The sequence below is a fragment of the Vibrio sp. Vb1026 genome, assembly GCF_033338745.1.
Taxonomy (GTDB): Bacteria; Pseudomonadota; Gammaproteobacteria; order Enterobacterales; family Vibrionaceae; genus Vibrio; species Vibrio alginolyticus.
In genome coordinates, this window is record NZ_JAWOTH010000169.1 from 1 (window position 1) to 1108 (window position 1108).

The following is a 1108-nucleotide window of genomic DNA, read 5'->3' on the forward strand; positions in this document are numbered from 1 at the left end:
AGTTACAGTTCCAGTCGTCGCACTGTCTCTTTACGCGGTTGCTTCAGGCTATTTGATGAGCTTGATCCCACTCATGCTCGGCGAATACAACATCTCTGCTGATTACGCGAGTTGGTTGGCGAGCGTGTTTTATGGCGGCTTGTTGATTGGTGCCATGTTTATCGAACGCATTGTTCGCAATGTTGGCCACCGCAAAGCATTTATTGGCTGTTTGGCTGCCTTTTCGCTCACCATCGTTGCCCTACCAGCATTCCCGAATGGCCTAGTTTGGCTCGTTGCGCGCTTTATTGCTGGTGTAGCAGTTGCAGGTGTGTTCGTGATCGTTGAATCCTGGTTGATGTCAGGCGACGAAGCATCACGCGCAAAACGCCTAAGCCTATACATGCTTTCTCTATACGGCGGCTCGGCTCTAGGTCAATTTGGTATTGGCGTTCTTGGCGTAAGTGGCGGCGTACCCTTTGTTGCGATTACAACATTGATCCTAATGGCGATGCTGGTACTGATGTTTATTGATTGCGAACAACCGAATAGCCATGAATCGACTTCATTGTCATTCAAACAGATTGCAAAACTCAATCATGCAGCGATCATCGGTTGCGTCGTATCTGGTTTAACCTTGGGTGCGATTTACGGCCTTATGCCTGTTGAATTGGCGAACCGTAAAATTACCCACCAAGACATTGGTACGCTTATGGCGTTGGTGATCCTTGGCGGCATGTTGGTTCAACCTATGGTGACCACATTAAACAAATACATGAGCCGAACAGTCTTAATGGCATTCTTCTGTATTTTGGGTATTTTCTCTATCGGTTTGACGTTCATCTCTACATCTACCGCAGTGTTGGCGGCGTCGCTTTTCCTATTGGGCATGGCCACGTTTGCTCTATACCCAGTGGCAATCAACCTCGGCTGTGAAGGACTTGATGAACGCTTTATTGTCTCTGCAACTCAAGTCATGCTGTTCAGCTACAGCGTAGGCTCAGTAGCAGGCCCAGTGGTCGCAGACAAATTTATGGGCCAAGTACACGGCTTGTTGGGTTACTTGTTTGCGGCTTTGGTAGCGACATGCGTTTACATGTTGCTTGCAGCGAGCAAAACCAAACAGCAA

1 protein-coding gene is annotated in these 1108 nt (G+C 48.3%); it reads left to right on the top strand.

Annotated elements, in window-relative coordinates; genetic code table 11:
• A partial coding sequence (locus R7E47_RS25040) for an MFS transporter (protein ID WP_318085487.1) occupies positions 1–1108 on the top strand: 1108 nt, incomplete at both ends.